The organism is Streptomyces sp. NPDC031100 (assembly GCF_055570785.1).
The window spans coordinates 59,413-80,126 of record NZ_JBVIGN010000012.1 but is presented as its reverse complement, the minus strand read 5'-3'; the positions used below and the strand labels follow the sequence as shown (position 1 = coordinate 80,126).

General features: G+C 71.0%; 16 protein-coding genes and 1 pseudogene. 12 read left to right on the top strand and 5 right to left on the bottom strand.

Annotated features, from left to right (window positions below; genetic code table 11):
* The first annotated feature begins 106 nt into the window (after positions 1–106).
* Positions 107–967, top strand: a complete 861-nt coding sequence (locus tag ACZ5DS_RS30365) for a biotin--[acetyl-CoA-carboxylase] ligase (RefSeq protein ID WP_468244800.1) — start codon at positions 107–109, stop codon at positions 965–967.
* A 321-nt stretch (positions 968–1,288) separates the two neighbouring features.
* The gene (locus ACZ5DS_RS30360; protein WP_468244798.1) at positions 1,289–2,413 is read left to right on the top strand and encodes an adenylate/guanylate cyclase domain-containing protein; all 1,125 of its coding nucleotides are present in this window, start codon (positions 1,289–1,291) and stop codon (positions 2,411–2,413) included.
* Between the two features lie 31 nt (positions 2,414–2,444).
* On the opposite strand, the gene ACZ5DS_RS30355 is transcribed toward ACZ5DS_RS30360, so the two are convergent.
* Positions 2,445–3,023 (bottom strand): hypothetical protein, encoded by a 579-nt coding sequence (locus ACZ5DS_RS30355; protein WP_468244795.1) that lies wholly within the window; start codon positions 3,021–3,023, stop codon positions 2,445–2,447.
* 202 nt (positions 3,024–3,225) lie between these two features.
* On the opposite strand from ACZ5DS_RS30355, the gene ACZ5DS_RS30350 reads away from it, so the two are divergent.
* The 3 genes from ACZ5DS_RS30350 to hutH all read left to right on the top strand — a co-directional run bounded on the left by ACZ5DS_RS30350 (position 3,226) and on the right by hutH (position 6,934).
* Complete coding sequence (locus ACZ5DS_RS30350) at positions 3,226–4,020, top strand: enoyl-CoA hydratase/isomerase family protein (protein WP_468244793.1); 795 nt, start codon at positions 3,226–3,228, stop codon at positions 4,018–4,020.
* A gap of 124 nt (positions 4,021–4,144) precedes the next feature.
* Positions 4,145–5,296 carry a GGDEF domain-containing protein gene (locus ACZ5DS_RS30345; protein ID WP_468244791.1) on the top strand — a complete coding sequence of 384 codons (1,152 nt, stop codon included), beginning with the start codon at positions 4,145–4,147 and terminating at the stop codon, positions 5,294–5,296.
* Between the two features lie 99 nt (positions 5,297–5,395).
* Positions 5,396–6,934 (top strand): histidine ammonia-lyase, encoded by a 1,539-nt coding sequence (hutH, locus tag ACZ5DS_RS30340; RefSeq protein WP_468245274.1) that lies wholly within the window; start codon positions 5,396–5,398, stop codon positions 6,932–6,934.
* A gap of 61 nt (positions 6,935–6,995) precedes the next feature.
* Here the strand turns inward: hutH and ACZ5DS_RS30335 are convergent, their stop codons facing one another.
* Both ACZ5DS_RS30335 and ACZ5DS_RS30330 read right to left on the bottom strand, forming a co-directional pair.
* On the bottom strand, positions 6,996–7,766 hold the full coding sequence (locus ACZ5DS_RS30335; RefSeq protein ID WP_468244788.1) for a hypothetical protein: 771 nt from the start codon (positions 7,764–7,766) through the stop codon (positions 6,996–6,998).
* 42 nt (positions 7,767–7,808) lie between these two features.
* Positions 7,809–8,126 carry an LAETG motif-containing sortase-dependent surface protein gene (locus ACZ5DS_RS30330; protein WP_468244785.1) on the bottom strand — a complete coding sequence of 106 codons (318 nt, stop codon included), beginning with the start codon at positions 8,124–8,126 and terminating at the stop codon, positions 7,809–7,811.
* 109 nt (positions 8,127–8,235) lie between these two features.
* Between ACZ5DS_RS30330 and ACZ5DS_RS30325 the strand changes: the two genes are divergently transcribed.
* The 6 genes and pseudogenes from ACZ5DS_RS30325 (at position 8,236) to ACZ5DS_RS30300 (ending at position 16,103) form a co-directional block, all read left to right on the top strand.
* Positions 8,236–8,583, top strand: coding sequence for a hypothetical protein (locus ACZ5DS_RS30325; RefSeq protein WP_468244783.1), 348 nt, complete (start codon positions 8,236–8,238; stop codon positions 8,581–8,583).
* A 218-nt stretch (positions 8,584–8,801) separates the two neighbouring features.
* A complete protein-coding gene (locus ACZ5DS_RS30320) occupies positions 8,802–10,049 on the top strand; it encodes a L,D-transpeptidase (protein ID WP_468244780.1) in 1,248 nt (415 codons plus the stop codon).
* Between the two features lie 327 nt (positions 10,050–10,376).
* Positions 10,377–11,579: an RNA-guided endonuclease InsQ/TnpB family protein gene (locus ACZ5DS_RS30315; protein ID WP_468244778.1), complete on the top strand. Its 1,203-nt coding sequence runs from the start codon at positions 10,377–10,379 to the stop codon at positions 11,577–11,579.
* A gap of 33 nt (positions 11,580–11,612) precedes the next feature.
* Positions 11,613–11,705, top strand: a pseudogene (locus ACZ5DS_RS30310) (ABC transporter ATP-binding protein); the annotation flags it as partial.
* A gap of 242 nt (positions 11,706–11,947) precedes the next feature.
* Complete coding sequence (locus ACZ5DS_RS30305; protein WP_468244775.1) at positions 11,948–15,250, top strand: S8 family peptidase; 3,303 nt, start codon at positions 11,948–11,950, stop codon at positions 15,248–15,250.
* Positions 15,251–15,332: 82 nt separating this feature from the next.
* Positions 15,333–16,103: a globin domain-containing protein gene (locus ACZ5DS_RS30300; protein ID WP_468244773.1), complete on the top strand. Its 771-nt coding sequence runs from the start codon at positions 15,333–15,335 to the stop codon at positions 16,101–16,103.
* Between the two features lie 19 nt (positions 16,104–16,122).
* Here ACZ5DS_RS30300 and ACZ5DS_RS30295 read toward each other — a convergent pair whose 3' ends face one another.
* The gene (locus ACZ5DS_RS30295; RefSeq protein ID WP_468244770.1) at positions 16,123–17,022 is read right to left on the bottom strand and encodes a helix-turn-helix domain-containing protein; all 900 of its coding nucleotides are present in this window, start codon (positions 17,020–17,022) and stop codon (positions 16,123–16,125) included.
* A gap of 178 nt (positions 17,023–17,200) precedes the next feature.
* On the opposite strand from ACZ5DS_RS30295, the gene ACZ5DS_RS30290 reads away from it, so the two are divergent.
* Complete coding sequence (locus ACZ5DS_RS30290) at positions 17,201–18,244, top strand: NAD(P)-dependent alcohol dehydrogenase (RefSeq protein WP_468244767.1); 1,044 nt, start codon at positions 17,201–17,203, stop codon at positions 18,242–18,244.
* Between the two features lie 24 nt (positions 18,245–18,268).
* Here the strand turns inward: ACZ5DS_RS30290 and ACZ5DS_RS30285 are convergent, their stop codons facing one another.
* A complete protein-coding gene (locus ACZ5DS_RS30285; RefSeq protein ID WP_468244765.1) occupies positions 18,269–20,686 on the bottom strand; it encodes a SpoIIE family protein phosphatase in 2,418 nt (805 codons plus the stop codon).
* Between the last annotated feature and the right edge of the window lie 28 nt (positions 20,687–20,714).

Below are 20,714 nucleotides of genomic sequence, written 5' to 3'. Positions count from 1 at the left end.
TCGCGGCTCCCTGCCTGCTCAAAAGGGGGGACGGTTACTCATCCGTAGCGTAGTGGTGTGGCCTGGCGTCGGCAGTGCGGCGTTTCCCACACCTAGGGTGACTTGCATGACGCCGCACAATGCATCAGACGACAGCCGTTGGTCCGACCTCGAGCGCCCGCCCCTGAACGCCGCGGGGCTGCGGCGCGGGCTGGTCCGGGAGGGCGGTCTGTGGTCGGAGGTCGAGGTGGTCCAGCGCACCGGCTCCACCAACTCCGACCTGGTGGACCGGGCCGCGGCCGGAAAGGCGGGCGAGGGCGCGGTCCTGGTCGCCGAGGAGCAGACCGCCGGGCGGGGGCGGCTGGAGCGGCAGTGGACCGCGCCGGCTCGGTCGGGTCTCTTCTTCTCCGTCCTGCTCAAGCCGGTCGAGGTGCCGGTGGCTCGGTGGGGGTGGCTGCCGCTGCTCACCGGGGTGGCGGTGGCTTCGGGGTTGTCCCGGGCGACGGGTGTGGATACGGCGCTGAAGTGGCCGAACGATCTGCTGGTGTCCGTCGGCGGTGAGGAGCGCAAGGCCGGGGGCATCCTTGCCGAGCGGGCCGGGGACGACGGGGTGGTCGTGGGCGTCGGCATCAACGTCTCCCTGCGGGCCGAGGAGCTGCCTGTGCCCCAGGCGGGGTCGCTGGCGCTGGCCGGGGCGGTGAGCACGGACCGGGATCCGTTGCTGCGGGCTGTGCTGCGGTCGCTGGAGGAGTGGTACGGGCGGTGGCGGGGTGCCGGGGGTGATCCGGGCGTCTCTGGGCTGCAGGAGACGTATGCGGAGGAGTGCGCGACGTTGGGGCGGGTGGTGCGGGCCGAGCTGCCGGGGGATCGGGCGATCGTGGGGGAGGCGGTGGCTGTCGATGGGGACGGGCGGCTGGTGATTGCCACGGAGGGTGGTGTGCAGGAGCCCGTGGGGGCCGGGGACATCGTGCATCTGCGGCCTGCTTGACGGTGCCTGCGGCGCGGGTGCCTGCGGCGCCTGTGCGGGTGGGTGGGGTTTGTGTAACGCCCAGTGTGGGGTCGTCGTCGGGGCCGCGCCGGGGGGTGTCCGTCCTCGGAACGGCGCGGAATCGGTTCCTTTGCGAGGTGCAGGTGTTGACGCGCCAACCGCTGCGGGCGGACACCCCCCGGCACGGCCCCTTCCCGCCGTGGGCGGGTGCCGCACCTCCAGCCTGTCCGGCCCGAACCCGACGGAGTGAGCTGGCGCACACCTGCCGTAGAGTTGAGGCCGGTCGATATCTGACCGCGGCAGATCGGAAGGGCAGCAGGCGTGACCGTTGACGAGACGGGCTCCGGCGCGGACGGGGACGGCCGGGTGGAACCCCACGCCGCCGCGTCCGGCGAGGATCCGCTCGCGCTGCGTCTGGAACATCTCATCCTGGGCGCGGAGCGGCGCTACACCCCCTTCCAGGCTGCCCGCAGCGCCGGTGTCTCCATGGAGCTGGCGTCGCGGTTCTGGCGGGCCATGGGGTTCGCGGACATCGGGCAGGCCAAGGCGCTCACCGAGGCCGACGTACTGGCCCTGCGGCGCCTGGCCGGTCTCGTCGAGGCGGGGCTGCTCAGCGAGGCCATGGCCGTGCAGGTCGCGCGGTCGACCGGGCAGACCACCGCCCGTTTGGCGGAGTGGCAGATGGACTCCTTCCTGGAGGGGTTGACCGAGCCGCCCGAGCCGGGCATGACCCGCACCGAGGTGACGTACCCGATCGTCGAGCTGCTCCTGCCCGAGCTGGAGGAGTTCCTGGTCTATGTGTGGCGCCGCCAGCTCGCCGCCTCGGCCGGCCGGGTCGTGCAGGCCGCCGACGACGAGGAGATGGTCGACCGGCGGCTGGCCGTCGGCTTCGCCGATCTCGTCGGGTTCACGCGGCTGACCCGGCGGATGGAGGAGGAGGAGCTCGGCGAGCTGGTCGAGGCCTTCGAGACCACCGCTGCCGATCTGGTGGCCGCCCGGGGCGGGCGGCTCATCAAGACGCTTGGTGACGAGGTGCTGTACGCCGCGGACGACGCGGGTACGGCCGCTGACATCGCCCTGCGGCTCGTTGAGACGATGGCGAACGACGAGACCATGCCCGAGCTGCGGGTCGGGATGGCGTTCGGGACCGTCACCACCCGGATGGGTGATGTCTTCGGTACGACCGTCAATCTCGCCTCGCGGCTGACGTCGATAGCGCCCCGTGACGCCGTGCTGGTGGACAGTGCCTTCGCGGAGGAGTTGATCCGCACCAGTGAGGCGCCCGCCTCGGAGGCGGAGGCCGCCGAGGCCGCGGCCGCCGCGGAGAAGGAGGGCGAGGAGCCGCCGGTGTATCGGTTTGCGCTCCAGCCGATGTGGCAGCGTCCGGTCCGTGGGCTCGGTGTCGTCGAGCCGTGGCTGCTCAATCGTCGGGACGGGCAGTCCTGACGATCTTGGTTTTGTCGCGGGCCTGACGTTCTTATTTCTGCCGGGCTCCTGGTAGGTCCACGCACAGGCCGATCACCGGTACGCACACCCCGTCGGGTGGAGGCGTGGCTGTGCTGTGGCTCGGGGCCGGTGTCGGAGGACGGGTGGGTGCGGGGGTCGTCGGCGTCGCGCGGGGGGCCGTAGTGGACGGGGTCGTCGGCTCGGGGGCGGCCGTCGGGATGGTGGTGGGGACGTCCGCGTTGCCGGGGTGTGGGGTGGGCGTGGCCGGTGGAGTGGCTGCGCCTGTGGGTGTTGGGGTGGCGCTTTGTCCGCCCATCGCCGAGGTGGCCGACGGTCGTGGTGTGGGGGTGGGGGTGGTCTTGCTGGTGGCGCCCGTGTCCAGGCGGGGCTCGGCCTCCGCTGTGCCGGGGGCCACCACCCCGGACTCCGGCGCGACTCGGACGAGGCTGAGGACTCCGGCCGCGAGGGCCATGCCGCCGGCGGCCAGCAGCACCTTGCGGGGGCGGGGCTTGCGGTGGCGGCCGCGGCGGAGGATGGGCAGGACCGTTTCCCTCGGCTCGGCCTGGTGGTTCGTTTCGGGCTGACCGGGCTGTGCAGGTATCGCTGTCATGAGATGTCCTCCCCGCCGTGCGCCCCGGGCGCGCCGTGGCGGTGCGCACGCTATGCGCTCCTGTGGGCGGTGTGGGGTGAGACGGCCGGGATGTCACTCGAACGGGCGTAGAACAGCGGCGGGGGCGGCTCTTTCCCGGGGCGGGGTACGGCTGCGATGATCGGGGCGGCAGTGAGTTAACCCGCGTTAACCGGAGGGTGTCATGAGCGAGGAGCGGTTCGGGGAGTTCGTGCTGGTGCGGCGGCACGGGCATGTGGCGGAGCTGGTGCTGGACCGGCCCAAGGCCATGAACGCCGTCTCGACCGAGATGGCCCGTTCCATCGCGTCCGCGTGCGCGGCGCTCGGTGCCGACCGGGAGGCGCGGGTCGTCGTGGTGACCTCGTCCCATGAGCGGGCGTTCTGTGTCGGGGCCGATCTGAAGGAGCGGAATTCCTTCAGTGATGCCGATCTGGTGCGGCAGCGGCCGGTGGCGCGGGGGGCGTACACCGGGGTGCTGGAGCTGCCTGTGCCGACGATCGCTGCGGTGCATGGCTTCGCGCTGGGTGGCGGGTTCGAGCTGGCCCTGTCCTGCGATCTGATCGTGGCGGACCGTACGGCGGTCGTGGGGCTGCCGGAGGTGTCCGTCGGCGTGATTCCGGGGGGCGGCGGTACGCAGCTGCTGCCGCGACGGGTGGGGGCCGCGCGGGCGGCCGAGTTGATCTTCACGGCGCGGCGGTTGGAGGCCGTGGAGGCTGCCGAGCTGGGGCTCGTGGACCAGCTGGTGGAGGACGGGCGGGACCGTGAGGAGGCGCTGGCGCTGGCGGCGCGCATCGCCGGGAACTCGCCGGTGGGGCTGCGGGCGGCGAAGCGGGCGCTGCGGCTGGGGCACGGGCTGGATCTGCGGGCCGGGTTGGAGGTCGAGGACGCGGCGTGGCGCTCGGTGGCGTTCTCGGGGGACCGGGCGGAGGGTGTTGCGGCCTTCAACGAGAAGCGGAAGCCGGAGTGGCCGGGGGAGTGAGTCTGCAGTGTGTGCGGTGCGTGTGCGGTCGGCGGTGCATCGGCTGCGCCTGATGATCGGTCGCGGCCACCTGATCGGTTCACCTATCTCCCCATTTGTTGGATTTCGTCCCTAACCTGGGGTAATGGGTGACGACAAGCGGCTCGCCGCCGTGGTGGCGCTGGCCCAGGGGATGGCGGCGGCGCACACCCCCCGGGAGTCGTGGCGGGCCGCCGCGCTCGGTGCGTGCCGGGCTCTGGACGGGAGCTTCGCCGCGCTGTCGGTGTGGGAGCGGGAGCTGGGGCGGCTGCGGGTCCTGGTGAACGTGGGGGAGCGTCGCCCGGACGAGGCGGAGTTCCCGGAGGCCGAGGCCTATCCGGTGCACCAGTTCCCGGAGATCACCCAGTTCCTGCACGAGCGGTGGGCGGGCGGCCGCGGGGCGAACGCGTGGGTGGAGACCGCCGAGGGAACGGCGGCCGGTACCCCCGGCTACTTCCACCGGCGGGTCGCCGCCCTGCGCCGCAGGGGCCGCGGCTGCTGCGTGGTCGCCCCCGTCGTGCTGCACGGCAGGGCCTGGGGCGAGCTGTACGTCGCCCGCGGGGTCGACGTGCCCGTGTTCGACGGGGCGGACGCGGACCTCGCCACCGTGCTCGCCTCCGTTGTCGCCGCCGGGCTCGCGCAGACCGAGCGGCTGGAGGAGGCCCGCCGGCTCGCGTACACCGACGCCCTCACCGGGCTCGCCAACCGCCGTGCGGTGGACGTACGCCTGGAGGAGGCCGTCGAGCGGCATCGCGCGGACGGGGTGGTCGTCAGTCTTGTGGTCTGCGACCTCAATGGGCTCAAGCGGGTCAACGACACCCTCGGGCATGCCGTGGGGGACCGGCTGCTGGAGCGGTTCGGGTCGGTGCTGTCGCTGTGCGGGGCGATGGTGCCGGGCGCGCTCGCGGCACGGCTCGGCGGGGACGAGTTCTGTCTGCTGGCGGTGGGGCCGCCTGCCGATGACGTGGTCAAGGCGGCGGACGAACTGTGCCGCCGCGCCGCCGAGCTGGAGTTGGGGGAGGGAGTGGCGTGCGGGGTCGCCTCGACCGAGGAGGGCATCGGGCCGGTGCGGGACGCCCGGCGGCTGTTCCGGCTGGCCGACGCCGCTCAGTACCGGGCCAAGGCCGTGCGCGCGGACCGGCCTGTGGTGGCGGGCCGGGAAGGAGCGGACGATCCCGTCGTGCGGCTCGCCGACGAGCCGTCGGCCGGGCGGGTCGAGCACGGCGAGCGGCGCCGGTTCCGGGGGCGTCGGCCGTGACGGGCGAGTGTGAGGTGAAGCACGCGGATGAGTAAGGGGCACTCCCGTTTCCCACTAGTGACATCAACGCATTCAATGCGTACGCTCCTGAATATGGATATGCACACTGTGGTGGTGGGGACGTCCGGTGTCACCGCGTCCGACGTTCTCGCCGTGGCGCGCGGCGGCGCCCGGGTCGAGCTGTCGGCGGAGGCGGTGGCGGCCCTCGCGGCGGCCCGGGAGATCGTGGACGCCCTGGCGGCCAAGCCGGACCCGGTCTACGGCGTCTCCACCGGTTTCGGAGCCCTGGCGACCCGGCACATCAGCCAGGAACTGCGCGCCCAGCTGCAGCGCAACATCGTCCGCTCGCACGCCGCCGGCATGGGCCCGCGGGTCGAGCGGGAAGTCGTACGGGCCCTGATGTTCCTGCGGCTCAAGACCGTCTGCTCCGGGCACACCGGTGTCCGGCCCGAGGTCGCGCAGACCATGGCCGACGTGCTGAACGCCGGGATCACCCCGGTCGTGCACGAGTACGGCTCCCTCGGCTGCTCCGGCGACCTGGCCCCACTGTCCCACTGCGCCCTCACGCTCATGGGAGAGGGGGAGGCGGAGGGTCCCGACGGCAGCATCCGCCCGGCCGGTGAGCTGCTTGCCGAACACGGGATCCAGGCCGTCGAGCTGCGCGAGAAGGAGGGGCTGGCCCTCCTCAACGGCACCGACGGCATGCTCGGCATGCTGGTCATGGCCCTCGCCGACCTGGACACCCTGTACAAGTCCGCCGACGTCACCGCCGCCCTCAGCATGGAGGCGCTGCTCGGCACGGACAAGGTCCTCGCGCCTGAGCTGCACGCCATCCGGCCGCACCCGGGCCAGGGTGCCTCCGCCGCCAACATGCTCGCCGTCCTCAAGGGGTCCGGGCTCACCGGGCACCACCAGGACGACGCTCCCCGCGTCCAGGACGCCTACTCGGTGCGCTGTGCCCCGCAGGTCGCCGGCGCCGGACGCGACACCCTTGCGCACGCCCGGCTCGTCGCCGAGCGGGAGCTCGCCTCCGCCGTCGACAACCCGGTCGTGCTGCCCGACGGCCGCGTCGAGTCCAACGGCAACTTCCACGGCGCCCCGGTGGCCTACGTCCTGGACTTCCTCGCCATCGCCGCCGCGGACCTCGGCTCCATCGCCGAGCGTCGCACCGACCGGCTGCTGGACAAGAACCGCAGCCACGGGCTTCCGCCGTTCCTCGCCGACGACGCCGGTGTCGACTCCGGGCTCATGATCGCCCAGTACACGCAGGCCGCGCTGGTGAGCGAGATGAAGCGGCTGGCCGTGCCCGCCTCCGCGGACTCCATTCCGTCCTCCGCGATGCAGGAGGACCACGTGTCCATGGGCTGGTCGGCCGCGCGCAAGCTGCGCACCGCCGTCGACAACCTGACCCGGATCATCGCCGTCGAGCTGTACGCCGCCACCCGCGGCATCGAGCTGCGCGAGGGCCTGACCCCGGCGCCAGCCTCGCAGGCCGTGATCGACGCCGTCCGCGCCGCCGGTGTGCAGGGCCCCGGCCCGGACCGGTTCCTGGCGCCCGACCTGGCCGCCGCCGACGCGTTCGTGCGCGGGGGGCACCTCGTCGCCGCCGTGGAGACGGTCACCGGCCCGCTTCGGTAAGGCGGGAAGAAAGGGGCCCTGTCCGGCGACAGGGCCCCTCTTTCCTTCTCTCGTTCCTACGTCACTTCAGCTTGGCCGACTGCGCCTTGACGACGGCGGCCGACACCGCGTACGTCTTCTTGGCCATCATCGCGCCGATGTTCACCGTGTAGTACGACGCCAGGGTGCTGCCGTGCCGGACGACCTCGCCGTAGACGGGAGCCGCCTCCCCGTCCTCCATGGAGGTCATCGCCGCGAACGCCACCGACGCGTCCCCCGCGCCCGCGGGCTTCGCCTCTGCGACCTTGGTGAACTTGACCGCGGTGCCCGCCTGCTTGCCGCCGAAGCCGCCCGCGCAGGCCTTCATCGCCTCGGAGACGGAGGCGAGGGCCTTCGCCGCGCCGTCCCCGTCGTACGAGGACAGGTTGACCGTGGTGACGTCCATGTCCATGGACCTGTTGATCGCGTCCTCGACCTTGCCGTCGGCCAGGGACGTCGCGTTGTCCTTGGGGGCCTTCGTCGGTTTCTCCGTGGCCAGCCGGTCCGTCTGCGCCGCCGCGTCGACCGGCGGGAGCCCGGACAGGACGCGGGCCAGCGGCCGGCACTCCGCGCTGTCGGTCGTGATCGGCTTGGCGCGGGTGGCGGGCACGGCCCCGACCTTGTACCCGGGCACCTCGCCCTCGGCGATGATCAGCTTCTTCAGCTCGGCGGCGCTCAGCGTCTTCCCGGCCGAGCCGGCCTTGCCGTTCCCGGAGTCCTTGGAACCCCCGTCGGAACAGCCCGTGACAAGGGCGAGTGACAGCGCGCTCACAGCAGCGGTGGCGCACAGCCGCACGCCCGATGATCTCTTCATGCGCGGACTATGCGTTCTCTGTCAAAGAATCGTCAAGCGCAATTAAAAGCCGAGGCGTTCCCGGCGCACCGAATACACGACGAATCCGGCGCCCACGGCGAGGAACAGGCTGCCGCCGACGACGTACGGCGTGGTGTCGAAGCTGCCGGTGTCGGCGAGCTGGGTGGCCTCCGAGGAGCCCGTGGCCGTCGCCTCGCCCAGTGCCTTCGCCTGCTGGGTGACCTGCGTCGTCGAGGCCGCCTGCGTCGTCGTCCGTGCCGGGCTGTTCTGGGACGCACCGGCGGACGGGACGAACCACAGGGCACACAGGAGGGTCCCCGCGGCGGTGGCGGTCAGCAACGGGCGGCGAGCGGATGACACGGAATATCGATCCCCTTGTGACGCTGGCGAATTGGCCGTGTGGGGCGATGTTAGTGAAAGTCGCGGGTCACAGGAAAGTCACGGGAGGTTTCGGCCGTACGCTCCCCGCATGAACGATGAAGAGACATCACGTTTTGTACGGCTTCGTGTGGAGCTGGTGCTCGAGGTGCACGACGAGGGCGAGGTCACCAAGGCCGCGCTGCGCCGGCTCGCCGCCGACCCGGAGCTGCCCCAGGAGGAGCGGGTCCATGCCGAGGGCGCTGTGACGGAGGACACCGCGGAGGCCCTCGCCTATCTCGTGGACCCGTTCGACCTGGTCAACGAGGTGCCCGGGGTGGAGCTCCAGCAGGCCTCCTGGTCCAGCGAGCACATCGAGTACGACCCGGATTCGCCGGACTGGGACCTGGACGAGGATGATGGGGCGGACGACGACGAAGACGAGGACGGCATCGGCTGAGCGTCCCGGGGCAGTCATGACCCCGGACGGCAACCGCCGTCCGGGGTTTCGTCGTCTCAGGGGGCGCACGGACGACTTCCGCACCACCCGCTCCGGGCGGACGTGGTGTTACCCACACCCGCGAACTATGTGGAACGGGACGAATCGCCCGTAGCGTTGATGGTTCCCGACGGGGACTCGGGGTATTCGCGGATTCGGCAACGATGGAGAAGCGTGTGATGACGGACAGTAAGCGGCGCAGGGGCCTGACGGTCGCGTCCGCACTGCTCGGCGGTGTGCTGGCACTCACCGGATGTTCCGGCGGCGGCAACGCCAAGGCCGCCGACAACGGAGACACCTCTCAGGCCAAGGCCGACGAGGCGGCCGCCAAGAAGTCGTCCGAGGCGCAGATCACGATCACGCCCAAGGACGGCTCCAACAACGCCTCCATCAACAACTCGGCCGCCGTCCAGGTCGCCAAGGGCACCCTCACCGGTGTGACGATGACCACAGAGGACGGCAAGGCCGTCGCGGGCGCGCTGTCCGCCGACAAGACCAGCTGGAAGCCCACCGCCCAGCTGGAGCGCTCGACCACCTACAAGGTCGCCGCCGAGGCCAAGGACTCCGCGGGCCGCGTGGCCCACGAGAACGCCTCCTTCACCACGGTCTCCCCGACCAACAGCTTCATAGGCAACTTCACGCCGGACAACGGGACCACCGTCGGCGTGGGCATGCCCGTGTCGATCAACTTCGACAAGGCGATCACCAACAAGGCCGCCGTCCAGAAGGGCATCACGGTCACCTCCAGCAGCGGCCAGGAGGTCGTGGGCCACTGGTTCAACGCCAACCGCATCGACTTCCGGCCGGAGACGTACTGGCAGGAGAACTCCACCGTCACGCTGAAGCTGAACCTCGACGGTGTGCAGGGCGCGAGCGGTGTCTACGGCGTGCAGCAGAAGACGGTCACCTTCCACATCGGCCGTAACCAGGTCTCCTACGTCGACGCGCAGACCAAGCAGATGAAGGTCACGCAGGACGGCAAGGTCGTCAAGACCATCCCGATCTCCGCCGGCTCGCCGGAGAACAAGACGTACGAGGGCATCATGGTGATGTCCGAGAAGTTCAAGCAGACGCGCATGAACGGCGCGACCGTCGGCTTCACCGACGACGACGGCAAGGGCGAGTACGACATCAAGGACGTGCCGCACGCCATCCGCCTCACCAGCTCCGGCACCTTCCTGCACGGCAACTACTGGGGCGCGAAGTCCATCTTCGGCAGCGTGAACACCAGCCACGGCTGCGTGGGCCTGTCCGACACCAAGGGCGCGGGCGACCCGAGCACGCCGGCCGCGTGGATGTACAACAACTCCCTGCTCGGTGACGTCGTGGTCGTCCAGCACACCGGCGACAAGACCGTCTCCCCGGACAACGGCCTCAACGGCTGGAACATGGACTGGGCGCAGTGGAAGGCCGGTTCGGCCGTCTGACAGCCCGTTCACAGCCTTTCCGATGCCGCCCCCAGGGGCGGCATCGGTGTTTCCGGGGCCTTCCTGGGGCCTTCCTGGGCGGGGCCACAGTCTTCTCATGCATCTCCTATGCCGGCGTTAAGTGAGTCGTCACGCGCCGTCCCCAGCTTGCGGCGCATGTTCTTCACCGGGATTCCAGGTAGGGCGAACGTGCGTGCGCTCGTTCGCTGGTTGGGGTGGCGTTGGCGAAACGCGGGTGCGGGTGTTCGTGTGTCGTACGTACGGTCTGGTGGTGGAGGCCGGGTGATCCGGGCGGGCGGGGCCGGGTGTGAGGGCGGGGGTGACGGTGTGGCGGCGGTGAAGGAGTCCGATGGGGCGGGGCATGCCCGCTACACGTACCGGCTGCGGGTGTCGTCAACGGCCCGGGCGGGGCTGTTGGCGGAGTGGGACCGGTGCCGGTGGATCTGGAACGAGTGCGTCGCCCGTTCCAAGAAGGCTCACACCGATGGGGAGGAGTGCGGTCCGGCGCGGCTGGACCGGCTGCTGACCCAGGCTCGCGCGATGACCCCGTGGCCGGCGGAGGGGGCCAGCGTTCCGCAGCAGCAGCTCATCCGTGACTTCGGCAAGTCCCGTACCAAAGCCCTGAAGGACATCAAGGACCGGCTGCCGTTGAGGCAGCGGGCCGGGATGCCGGGCTCCAAGAAGAAGCACGAGGCCGATCCGAGCCTGAACTACACGCGGCGCGGCTTCCGGCTCAAGGACGGGCGGCTGCATCTGGCGGGCGGGATCGTCCTTAGGGTGGTGTGGTCTCGGGAGCTGCCGGCCGAACCCACCTCGGTGCGGGTGTACCGGGACAGCGTCGGCGACTGGTACGCCTCGTTCGTCGTCCCCGCCCGGGTCGAGCCGCTGCCGGAGACCGGCCGGGCTCTCGGTGTGGACTGGGGCGTGAAGGAGATTGCGACCACCACCAGTGACGCCCACGACCTCCCGCACCCCGAGCACGGCAGGAAGATGAAGGCGAAGCTGTCGCGGTACGACCGGATGATGGCTCGCCGCAAGCCGAAGAAGGGACAGGCCGCGTCGAAGGGCTACCGGGAGGCGAAGAAGTGGCGGGCGAAGACCTACCAGAAGGTCGCCCGCCAACGGCAGGATGCGGCCCGCAAGTGGGCCAAGCGGATCGTGCGGGACCATGACGCGGTCGCGGTGGAGGACTTCCGCCCGAAGTTCCTCGCCAAGACGTCGATGGCGCGCAAGGCAGCGGACGCCGCGATCGGCGCCACCAAGAGGGCCCTGCTGGAACTGGGCCGCAAGCACGGGCGGGACGTGCACCTGGTGCATCCCGCGCACACCACCATGGACTGCGGACGGTGCGGAGCAAGAACCAAGCACGCACTCCCGCTGTCGGAACGCACCTACACCTGCACCGCGTGCGGAGCCGTGTCCCCCAGGGACAAGAACTCCGCGCGTGTGATGCTCGTCCGGGCCGGTCTGGCCCCGGCTGGTGTCGAGGGCGTAAGACCTCCTGGAGCGCTGCTCCAGGAGGCGGCCTGAGCCAGGAATCCCCTCCCTTCAGGGAGGAGAGCAGTCAACCACGACTCCGCGATCGCGAAGAAGGCCCCGCGGTTGGCCACCATCCGCAAGGGCCGGCTCACCGTGAAGGAGAACGCGGGCGCCTGAGCCGTACAACGCGGTTTACACATACGGGAGTTCGCGGTTCTGTAACGGTGTGCCCCCCGGTGCGTAACAGTTCCGGACAGCGCTTTCTCATGGTCCTCTCACCTATTGAGCCGTCAGACGGCCCCCCGGCATACTGCGTGATCCGGGGGGTTGACGTGCAGATGTACGGGACTGCCCCCGGCCGGGTGAATGGGGAAATTCACCCGGTACTCCGTCTCCCAGGGGGAGTCTTGCGCAGACAAGTGAAGAATGCGGCAGCGGCCACCGTGGCCACCGCCGCAGCTGTCGCCCTCGCAGCGGGTATGACCAGCCCCGCGTCGGCGAAGCCCGGGCAGCGTCTTACGCACGCAGCCGCCTCGCTCACCGCCAAGCACCACGTCACCCTGATCACCGGCGACCGCGTCGCCCTCGACGGCAAGGGCCGTGTCGTCGGCCTGCAGCGGGCCAAGGGGCGGGAGCACATACCCGTCCAGGTCCGCAGGGCCGAGGGGCACACGCTGGTCGTTCCCGCGGACGCGGCCCGCCTGGTCGCCTCCGGCAAGCTGGACCAGCGGCTGTTCGACGTCACCGAGCTGAACAAGGCCGCCACCCGCAAGGCCCAGAAGAACGGCCTGAAGGTCATCGTCGGCTACAGCGGGTCCGCCACGGCCGCGAAGGAGGACGTCCGCGACGCGGGCCGGCTGCGCCGCAGCCTCAAGGCGCTGAACGCGGACGCCGTGCAGACCCCGGCCAAGGACACCGCCGCGCTGTGGTCCGCCGTCACCAACGGCGACAGGACGGCCTCGGGCATCGCGCACGTCTGGCTCGACGGCGTCCGCAAGGCCTCGCTCGACAAGTCGGTGCCGCAGATCGGCGCCCCGACCGCGTGGGCCGCCGGCTACACCGGCAAGGGCGTGAAGGTCGCCGTCCTGGACACGGGTGTGGACGCCAGTCACCCGGACCTCAAGGACCAGGTGATCGAGTCCAAGAACTTCACCCCGGCGGCCGACGCCAAGGACCACTTCGGCCACGGCACGCACGTCGCCTCCATCGTGGCGGGCACCGGCGCCAAGTCGGGCGGCACGTACAAGGGTGTCGCCCCGGACGCCAAGATCCTCAACGGCAAGGTCCTGGACGACACCGGCTCCGGTGACGACTCCGGCATCCTCGCCGGCATGGAGTGGGCGGCCGCGCAGGGCGCCTCCGTCATCAACCTGAGCCTCGGCGGCTACGACACACCCGAGGTCGACCCGCTCGAGGCCGAGGTCAACAAGCTCTCCGCCGAGAAGGGCGTCCTGTTCGCGATCGCCGCGGGCAACGAGGGCCCCCAGTCGATCGGTTCGCCGGGCAGCGCGGACGCCGCCCTCACCGTCGGCGCGGTCGACGACAAGGACAAGCTGGCCGACTTCTCCTCGACCGGCCCGCGCACCGGCGACGGCGCCATCAAGCCGGACGTCACCGCGCCCGGTGTGGACATCACCGCCGCCGCGGCCAAGGGCAGCGTCATCGACCAGGAGGTCGGCGAGAAGCCCGAGGGTTACCTGACCATCTCCGGCACCTCGATGGCCACCCCGCACGTCGCGGGCGCCGCCGCGATCCTGAAGCAGGAGCACCCCGACTGGGGCTACGCCGAGCTGAAGGGCGCGCTCACCGGCTCCACCAAGGGCGGCACGTACACGCCGTTCCAGCAGGGTTCGGGCCGGATCGCGGTGAACAAGGCGATCAAGCAGTCCGTGATCGCCGACCCGGTGTCGGTCGGCTTCGGGGTGGCGCAGTGGCCGCACACCGACGACGCGCCGATCACCAAGCAGGTGTCGTACCGCAACCTCGGCGACAAGGACGTCACGCTCAACCTGACCAGCACCGCCACCAACCCCAAGGGGCAGGCGGCTCCGGCGGGCTTCTTCAAGCTCGGCGCGACCAAGGTGACGGTCCCGGCGCACGGCAAGGCCTCCGTCGACCTCACGGCCGACACCAAGCTGGGCGGCACCCTCGACGGCGCCTACTCCGCGTACGTGACCGCGACCGGCGGCGGGCAGACCGTCCGCACGGCCGCCGCGGTGCAGCGGGAGGTGGAGTCGTACGACGTCACGCTGAAGTTCATCGGCCGTGACGGCAAGCCGGCCCCGTACTACAACGCCGACCTGAACGGTGTGGCGGGCCTGGCAGGCGGCACGGAACTCACCCCGTACGACAAGTCCGGCACGGTGAAGGCGCGCGCGCCCAAGGGCACGTACATCCTCAACACCGCGATCTTCGGGGACCCGCAGGACGCCTCCAAGGGCATCGACTGGATCGCCCAGCCGAAGCTGACCGTCGGCAAGGCCCAGTCGATCACGATCGACGCGCGCAAGGCCAAGCCGGTGGACATCACCGTCCCGGCCACGGGCGTCAAGTCCGAGTTCGCCATGCCGGGGTGGGACCTCACGATCGGCGACGGCGAGTACGGCTACGGCTGGTTCCTCACCACGTTCGAGAACTTCCACACCGCCCACCTGGGCGCGTCGCTGCCCGCCGGCACGCTGTTCCAGCAGTGGGACGCCCACTGGTCCAAGGGCGCGACCGAGGAGTACGACATCACCACGGGCGGCCAGGTCACCCGGCTCGCCACCGGCTACACCAAGCACTACAAGGCGAGTGACCTGGCCACGCTGAAGGCCCGGATGGGCGCCTCCGCGAGCGGCAAGAAGGGCTCCGTCAGCGCGAACGGCTGGCTGCCCGGCAGCACCGGCGCCTCCTCCATCGCCCTGCAGCAGACGCTGCCCGGCACCCGCACCCTGCACCTGTCCGCCCAGGGCGGCGTGAAGTGGGGGCTGGAGTTCGAGCAGGACGGCGGGGTCGACGCGGACGGCTTCCCGATCGCCGAGGCCGCCTACTCGGTGCCCGCCCAGTCCCTTACGGCGGGCAAGACGTACACGAAGACCGTCAACACCGCGGTCTTCGCCCCGCTCGTCAACGCCGACCTCGGCCTGTTCCGGGACGGCAACAAGATCTACGGCTCGCTGCCGCTGTTCGCCGACGGCGCCAGGGACACGGGGAACTCGAACATCGCCTCGGCGACCACGACCCTGTACCGCAACGGCACCAAGGTCGGCTCCAACGACGACCCGCTGTTCGGCGACAAGGTCTTCAAGGTCCCGGCCGGTGACGCCGCCTACAAGCTGACCACCTCGGTCAAGCGCGCGGCGGCGGTGGCGCAGGCCTCCTCGCGGATCGACGCGACCTGGACCTTCCGGTCCAAGAAGCCGGCGAACGACTTCGCCAAGCTCCCCGCGTCCACCCTGCGCTTCGGCGCCACGACCGGCCTGGACAGCCGCGTCGACGCCGACAGGACGGTCACCTTCCCGGTCACCGTCGAGGGCTCGGCCGCGGGCCGCAACCTGAAGTCCCTCGCGGTGTACGTCTCCTACGACGGCAAGACCTTCAAGAAGGTCGACGTCCGCGGCGGCAAGATCACCGTGAGGAACCCGGCGAAGGGCAAGGGCATCTCGTTCCGCGCCAAGATCGCCGACAAGAAGGGCAACACGGCGACGATCACGATCTACAACGCGTACTACGGCAAGTGAGCCGTACCCGCTGAATAGGCCGTGAGCGAACGGCCCGCCGGAGCAGCAGCGTCCGGCGGGCCGTTCGTGCTTTCGTGCATGCATGACGGCTCACACGGTCGAATACATCCGTTACCGCGTCCCCGAGCAGCAGTCGGCGGAGTTCCTCGCCGCCTACACCCGTGCCGCCGCCCAGCTGGCCGCGGCCCCACAGTGCGTCGACTACGACCTGGCCCGGTGCGAGGAGGAGCCCGAGTCCTGGATCCTGCGGATCACCTGGACGTCCATACAGGACCATCTGGAGGGTTTTCGCCGGTCGGAGCTGTTTCCGCCGTTCTTCGCGGAGATCCGCCCGTACGTCGAGAACATCGAGGAGATGCGCCACTACCGGCCGACCGGCGTGCACGGCAGCGGGGCCGCCGTCCCCACCCTGTACGACTGGGCGGGGGGCGCGGAGGCCTTCTCCCGCCTGACCGAGGTCTTCTACGCCAAGGTCCTGAAGGACGACCTCCTGGCCCCGCTCTTCGCCGACCTGCCCCCCGAGCACGCGGAGCACGTGGCCCTGTGGCTGGGCGAGGTCTTCGGCGGACCGGCCCGCTACTCCGAGACCCAGGGCGGCCACAGCCACATGGTCGCCAAGCACCTCGGCCGCAATATCACCGAGCCCCAGCGCCGCCGGTGGGTGAACCTCGTCCAGGACGCCGCCGACGAGGCGGGTCTGCCGACGGACGCGGAGTTCCGCTCGGCCTTCCTGGCCTATGTGGAGTGGGGCACCCGGCTGGCGGTGTACTTCTCCGGCCCGGACGCCCAGCATCCCGCCGAGCAGCCGGTGCCGAAGTGGACGTGGGGAGCCATGCCGCCCTACCAGGGGTGACAGCTGCCCCGCGGCGGGCTCAGACCGACGGCACGGCCCGGGTGGCGTCCGTCCCCCAGCTGGCCAGGAGGCGCAGGGCCTCCGCCGACGGGGAGTGCGGCTCCGCGTGGTAGATGATCAGCCCCTGGTCGGCGTCGTCCGCCACCCGGAACGTCTCGTAGTGCAGGGACAGGTCCCCGACCAGCGGATGGTGCAGGCGCTTGACGCCATGGCTCTTCTCCTTGACGTCATGGGTCGCCCACAGACGCCGGAACTCCTCGCTCTTGACCGAGAGTTCGCCCACCAGGGCGGACAGCCGCGCGTCGTCGGGATAGCAGCCCGCGTCCATCCGCAGGGCACAGACGATGTCGATCGCCTTCTGCTCCCAGTCGATGAACAGCTCACGGTACTCGGGGTGCAGGAAGACGAGCCGGGCCCAGTTGCGTTCGCCGGGCGGGAGCTGTGACCAGTCACCGAAGACGGCCGCCGCCATCCGGTTCCAGGCGAGGATCTCCGCGCGCCGGCCGACGATGTACGCGGGCACGCCGTCCATGGTGTCCAGCAGCCGGCACAGCGCCCCCCGAACCTGCTGCTGCCGTGCCGCGGGCTTCTTCTTGTGGGCCTTCGGCTTGGCCAGGTGGGTGAGGTGGGCATGCTCGGCGTCCGTCAGCCGCAGGGCGCGGGCGATCGAGTCCAGGACCTCGGCCGAGACGTTGCGTCCGTTGCCCTGTTCCAGCCGGGTGTAGTACGCCACCGACATCCCGGCCAGCTGGGCCAGCTCCTCGCGGCGCAGCCCGGGCACCCGGCGGTGCCGTCCGAAGTCGGGCAGCCCCACGTCCTCCGGCTTCAGCCGGGCCCGCCGGCTGCGCAGGAACTCGCTCAGCTCGGCCCGCCGGTCCAGGGGCCGACCGGCGGCGGCTGCTTCCGGCTGTTCGTCCATACGGCCAGTATCGGCCCTGTCACCTGGTCGTACGCCCGTGAGCCTGACCCCGCCAGTGATAGGCACAGCGGTCGTACGCAAACCGGTGGACTGGGTGGTGCGGGGGATCGGGCGCAGGCTGGACGACGTACCCGGTGGAAGGCAGCCGGGCACGGAACCCCCGCTAGGAGAACCCGGCATGACCACTGTGTCTGCTTACGCCGCGCCCGCACCGAAGGCCCCACTGGAGCGGACCACCATCGAGCGGCGCGCGGTCGGCGAGTTCGACGTCCTGATCGACATCAAGTTCGCCGGTATCTGCCACTCCGACATCCACCAGGCCCAGGACGGCTGGCGCCCCGGCATCTTCCCGATGGTCCCCGGCCATGAGATCGCGGGCGTCGTCGCCGAGGTCGGCTCCGGCGTGACGAGGTTCGCCGTCGGTGACCGGGTGGGCGTCGGCTGCATGGTCGACTCCTGCCGTGAGTGCGACAACTGCAAGGCCGGCCTGGAGCAGTACTGCACGGGCGGCGGCCCCACCTGGACGTACAACGACACCGGCAAGGACGGCGAGCCCACCTACGGCGGCTACTCGCAGAAGGTCGTCGTCGACGAGAACTACGTCGTCCGCATCCCCGAGGGGCTGTCGCTGGACGTGGCCGCGCCGCTGCTCTGCGCGGGCATCACCACGTACTCGCCGCTGAAGCACTGGAACGCCGGCCCCGGCAAGAAGGTCGCCGTCGTCGGCCTGGGCGGTCTCGGCCACATGGGCGTCAAGATCGCGCACGCGCTCGGCGCCGAGGTCACCGTGCTGTCGCAGTCCCTGCGCAAGAAGGACGACGGCCTGCGGCTCGGTACCGATCACTACTACGCGACCGGCGACCCCGACACCTTCGAGGAGCTGGCGGGCACGTTCGACATCATCCTGAACACCGTCTCGGCCCCGCTCGACTTCGCCGCGTACCTGTCCCTGCTGCGCACGGACGGCACGATGGTGAACGTCGGCCTCCCCGAGGAGCCGGTGCAGATCGTCCTGCAGTCCCTGCTCGGCAACCGCCGCAGCATCAGCACCTCCGGCATCGGCGGTATCCCCGAGACCCAGGAGATGCTGGACTTCTGCGCCGAGCACGGCCTCGGCTCGGAGATCGAGCTGATCCGTGCCGACCAGATCAACGAGGCCTACGAGCGGGTGCAGGCCAGCGACGTCCGCTACCGCTTCGTCATCGACACCGCCACCATCTGACCGACGGCCGTGCTGGGCCGACCGTCAGCGGGACAGCGACTGTTCGGCCCAGATGGTCTTGCCGCGTTCGTGGTACCGGGTGCCCCAGCCCTGCGTCAGCCGGGTGATGAGGTACAGGCCGCGTCCGCCCTCGTCCGTGTCCTTGGCCCGCCGCACATGGGGGGAGGTGCTGCTGCCGTCCGACACCTCGCAGATCAGGTGGCGATCGTGGATCAGCCGCAGGGTGATCGGCTCCGCGCCGTAGCGCAGCGCGTTCGTGACCAGCTCGCTGACGATCAGCTCGGTGGTGAACGACTCCTCCTCCAGCCCCCACCGCGCCATCTGCCGTTCCGTCAGCTCTCTCGCCCGGCCGACCATCTCCTCCCGCGCCTCGATCTCCCAGGTGACATGGCGGTCGGCGGCCAGGCCGCTCGTACGGGCCGCCAGGACCGCCACGTCGTCCTGCTGCCGCGTCGGCAGCAGCTCACGGACCAGCGTGTCGCACACCTCCTGCGGCGAAGCCGCCGAGGACGTGCGGGACAGGACGTCGCGCATACGGCGCAGTCCGGTGTCGAAGTCCTGCTCCCGCGACTCCAGCAGACCGTCGGTGTACAGCACCAAGAGGTCTCCGTCGCCCAGCGCGATCTCCCGCTGCTCGAACACGACACCGCCCAGGCCCAGCGAAGGGCCGCCGGGCAGTTCGACGAAGTCGACGGTGCCGTCCGCCGAGACCACGGCCGGGGGCGGATGACCGGCGCGGGCCAGCAGGCAGCGGCGGGACACGGGGTCGTACACCGCGTACAGACAGGTTGCTCCCGGCGCCTGGGCGCCTTCGTCGCCGCGCTCGTCGAGGAAACGGTTCATCTGGTCGTCCAGATGCGTGAGCAGCTCGCCCGGGGGCAGGTCGAGATCCGCGAGCGTGCGGACGGCGCTGCGCAGGCGGCCCATGGTGACGACGGACTGCAGGTCGTGTCCGACCACGTCCCCCACCACGAGGGCCACCCGCGCACCGGACAGCGGGATCACGTCGAACCAGTCGCCGCCCAGGCCCGTGTGCCCGCTCGCCGGCAGGTAGCGGGACGCCGTCCGCACGGTCGACGGCGAGGGCAGCCACTGCGGGAGCAGGCTGCGCTGGAGGGTCAGGGCCGTCGTCCGTTCCCGGTGGTAGCGGCTGGCGTTGTCCACGCACACCGCCGCGCGGGTCACGATCTCCTCCGCGAGCAGCACGTCGTCCGGCTCGAACCGGCGGGGACTGCGGGAGCGCACGAAGACCGCGGCACCCAGGGCGACGCCGCGGGCGAGCAGGGGCACGAGCACCCAGGAGTGGGGCTTCGGCCCGCTGGTCGGCTCCCGGCCGGGGGTGACGACGGCGAGCACCTGCTCGTCCGTCAGCAGGACGGACTCGCCCTTGGCGAGGGCGTCGACGAACGGCGAGCCGGGCGCCGTCGCCTGTACGTCGGCCTCGCCCACCTTCACCGTGTCACCGCCGTCCGGATCCGTGTCCCCGGCCGCCGCGGCGCGTGCGGCGCGGCGGAGCAGCAGGGGAGGGGGCCGCCGGCCGCGGGTCGGCTCCCGGCCGGGGAAGACGGAGTCCAGCAGGTCGACGTAGCAGAGGTCCGCGAAGTCCGGCACGACGACATCGGCCAGTTCCCGGGCGGTGCGCCACAGGTCCAGGGTGGTGCCGATCCGGTTGGCCGCCTCGTTCGCCAGCGTCAGCCGCTCGCGCGAACGGACCCGCTGGGTCACGTCGGAGACCACATGGGCCAGCGCGATCACCGTCCCCGACGCGTCTCTGAGCGGCAGGATCGACTCCGACCAGACGTAGTCGCGCGGAGAACCGGGTACGGGGTGGCCGGCCACCTCGGTGTCGAGGAGGGCCTGGCCCGTCTCCAGCACCCGGCGCTGCCGGGCCTCCAGGGCGTCGAAGTCCAGCAGACCGGGCGGGGCCATCTCGCGCATGGTGTGCCCGGCGTACTCGCCCCGCCGGAACACCCCGGCGCGTCGTTCCGTGAGGTTCTGGGCGACGAAGCGCAGCTGCGTGTCGAAGACGTCGATGTGGAACGGCGAGTCGGTGAACAGCCCCTTCAGCAGGGCACGCCCGAACTCGTACGTCCGCAGCGCCTCCGGGCCGGCCGCCTGCACGAGCCACGGCCCTTCACCGCTCGCGGAGGCGAGCGGTCGGGCCCACACCTCGGCCTGAAGCGGCTCACCGCTGCGCCGCCGCAGCACCAGGGGCCCGCGCCGCACGCCATCCCTCCAGCGCCGTACGAGGTCCGCAGCCTCGGCAGGGTCGTAGAGCAGCTCGTCCGCGCGACGGCCGAGCACCTCCTCCGCCCGGTACCCGAGCATCCTGCGGGCCCCCGGCCCCCAGGCCGTCACCCGCCCGCGGGCGTCCACCAGAACGTCCGCCTCGCCTCCGGGCTCCGGAAACTCGCTGCCCCCGCGGAAGGTGATGTCACGCATCCCGTACCTCGTCGAGAGAGTCCCGCAG

Excerpts from the sequence above, each read along its gene's own strand:
- ACZ5DS_RS30345 (WP_468244791.1), top strand. The coding sequence starts at position 4,145 with ATGGGTGACGACAAGCGGCTCGCCGCCGTGGTGGCGCTGGCCCAGGGG.
- hutH (WP_468245274.1), top strand. The coding sequence starts at position 5,396 with ATGCACACTGTGGTGGTGGGGACGTCCGGTGTCACCGCGTCCGACGTT.
- ACZ5DS_RS30300 (WP_468244773.1), top strand. The coding sequence starts at position 15,333 with ATGACGGCTCACACGGTCGAATACATCCGTTACCGCGTCCCCGAGCAG.
- ACZ5DS_RS30295 (WP_468244770.1), bottom strand. The coding sequence starts at position 17,022 with ATGGACGAACAGCCGGAAGCAGCCGCCGCCGGTCGGCCCCTGGACCGG.
- ACZ5DS_RS30325 (WP_468244783.1), top strand. The coding sequence starts at position 8,236 with ATGAACGATGAAGAGACATCACGTTTTGTACGGCTTCGTGTGGAGCTG.
- ACZ5DS_RS30320 (WP_468244780.1), top strand. The coding sequence starts at position 8,802 with ATGACGGACAGTAAGCGGCGCAGGGGCCTGACGGTCGCGTCCGCACTG.
- ACZ5DS_RS30365 (WP_468244800.1), top strand. The coding sequence starts at position 107 with ATGACGCCGCACAATGCATCAGACGACAGCCGTTGGTCCGACCTCGAG.
- ACZ5DS_RS30350 (WP_468244793.1), top strand. The coding sequence starts at position 3,226 with ATGAGCGAGGAGCGGTTCGGGGAGTTCGTGCTGGTGCGGCGGCACGGG.
- ACZ5DS_RS30290 (WP_468244767.1), top strand. The coding sequence starts at position 17,201 with ATGACCACTGTGTCTGCTTACGCCGCGCCCGCACCGAAGGCCCCACTG.
- ACZ5DS_RS30285 (WP_468244765.1), bottom strand. The coding sequence starts at position 20,686 with ATGCGTGACATCACCTTCCGCGGGGGCAGCGAGTTTCCGGAGCCCGGA.
- ACZ5DS_RS30355 (WP_468244795.1), bottom strand. The coding sequence starts at position 3,023 with ATGACAGCGATACCTGCACAGCCCGGTCAGCCCGAAACGAACCACCAG.
- ACZ5DS_RS30335 (WP_468244788.1), bottom strand. The coding sequence starts at position 7,766 with ATGAAGAGATCATCGGGCGTGCGGCTGTGCGCCACCGCTGCTGTGAGC.